The sequence below is a fragment of the Bartonella jaculi genome, assembly GCF_039543045.1.
Taxonomy (GTDB): Bacteria; Pseudomonadota; Alphaproteobacteria; order Rhizobiales; family Rhizobiaceae; genus Bartonella; species Bartonella jaculi.
Map to the genome: position 1 here is coordinate 1 of NZ_BAABIZ010000090.1, position 2,154 is coordinate 2,154.

Here is a 2,154-nt window from a genome sequence, read left to right on the forward strand (position 1 = left end):
ATTATATTTTTTAAAATAGAAAAATAAAAGTTGTTATATTTCAATATGTTAATTTTTATTAAATTTTGAAAAAACAACTTGTATTAACAATACATTCGTAAATTCAACTAATAGAATGTGTTTTGAAAGTATTTTGAAGGTGTTAGGAACTTTCAAAACCTCTCTGTAAAATTTGTGATAAAACCTATCAAAATAATCATTCTGATGTTTTAAAAGCACATACTGCATTTGTCTTGATTGATCATAAAACGAATAGCAAATTCCACTATTATGCTGATTAACCATGGCTCATAGGCTGTTGATAAGTATTCTTTAAAAACCTCTTTTGAAAAAATTATCGGCTTTTTTAGCACTTTTTTCTCACTTTATTATCGATATTTGTTTTAAGTGCATTTAATTGAATTCGTTTTGATTCTTTTGATGATTATTGATCATCTTATAAGGCAAGGGATTTTTATTGTAATATGCTGCAATCTGTTAAGTCTGATAATAAACAAGTCACGCTACGCTCTCTGTTGGAAGATTATCGCGAGCAAGCAACTTCAAATGCTGAACGGGGGAAAATTTTTGAATCTTTTGTTAGCAAATATCTGATGCATGACCCTCTTCATTATGGACGATACGAAAAGGTTGAAAGCTATTTTGAATGGGCAAAAGAACGTGAAGGTTGGAATAAAAATGATATCGGCATTGATCTTGTTGCCAAGCTTCGTAATCGAGAGGGTTATGTTGCTATTCAGTGTAAGTTTTATAAAGCAGATCATCAGATCAGTAAAAAGGATATTGATAGCTTTATTGCTGCCTCTGGAAAAGACATTTTTAAGTATCGCCTTCTTGTTGATAGCACTGAAGGTGATTTAAGTGACAATGTGAATGCAATGATTAAAGGACAAGCGATACCCGTTTATCGCATTGACCTTCATCATATGGAAAACAGTCGTATAGATTGGCAAATATTTGCAACAAAACAAGAAGTTGTTCTTAAATCAACAAAAGAGCCTCGTCCTCATCAGAAAGAAGCTCTTGAGAAAGTCTGTGAAGGTTTGCAAGAAGCAGACCGTGGCAAGCTGATTATGGCATGTGGTACGGGGAAAACCTTTACTAGTCTTAAGATAGCAGAAGCAATAGCAGGAAAAGGCAAGCGTGTATTGTTTTTAGTCCCTTCTCTTGCTTTAGTCTCACAAACAATACGCGAATGGACACTGGACACACAAATCCCCTTGCATTCCTTTGCGGTGTGTTCCGATACGAAAGTTGGTAAGCGTCGTAAAAACCAAGATGATATTGTTGAAATGGAAACATCAGACCTTGTGCTACCAGCTACAACAGATGCGAAAGCTCTTGCCAAAGAAGCTTGTGAAAACTTAGCAGATGCAATGACAGTCATCTTTTCAACCTATCATTCAATCCAAGTGATTTCTGATGCGCAAAAGGACCATGGGTTACCCGAATTTGATCTGATCATTTGTGATGAAGCGCATAGAACGACTGGAGCAACATTGGGAAGTGAAGACAATGAATCCGAATTTATCAAGGTTCATGATAACAGCATCATTCGAGGTAAAAAACGCTTGTATATGACAGCAACGCCGCGCATTTTTAGTGAGACTGCAAAAAGGCGTGCTGATGAGATTAATGCCGTTCTGGCGTCTATGGATGATGAAGCGCTTTATGGAAAACAACTCCATCATTATACCTTCGCTGAAGCTGTCGATAATGAACTTTTAACCCCTTACAAAATTGTGGTCTTAGGCATTGATGAAACCTATATCACACCAGCCATACAGAAGATTATTGCCAATGAAAACCGTGAAATTGATTTAGATGATGCGGCAAAAATTATTGGCTGTTATAGAGCCCTGACCAAAATGGATAAGGAAGCGGCTGTGGATGATGATGATACAGAGCCCATGCAGTGCGCTTTAGCTTTTTGCAAAGATGTCAATACCTCTAAATATATTACAAAGCTCTTCAATAGAATTATCAAATCTCATATCAATGATTTCCTTAAAACGGTTCCCTTTCTGAACTGTGAAATAAGACATATTGACGGAACACAAAGTGTCAAAAAACGCAATGAGGAACTGGATTGGCTGAAACAAGATGCCGGTAAAAATGTTTGTCGGATCTTAAGCAATGTCCGATGTCTTTCAG

At 36.3% G+C, this 2,154-nt stretch carries 1 protein-coding gene; it reads left to right on the forward strand.

Going from position 1 to position 2,154, the window contains the following annotated elements; genetic code table 11:
* Positions 1–464: 464 nt before the first annotated feature.
* On the forward strand, positions 465–2,154 hold a 1,690-nt coding region (locus ABD915_RS09425; RefSeq protein ID WP_345117664.1), incomplete at its 3' end, for a restriction endonuclease.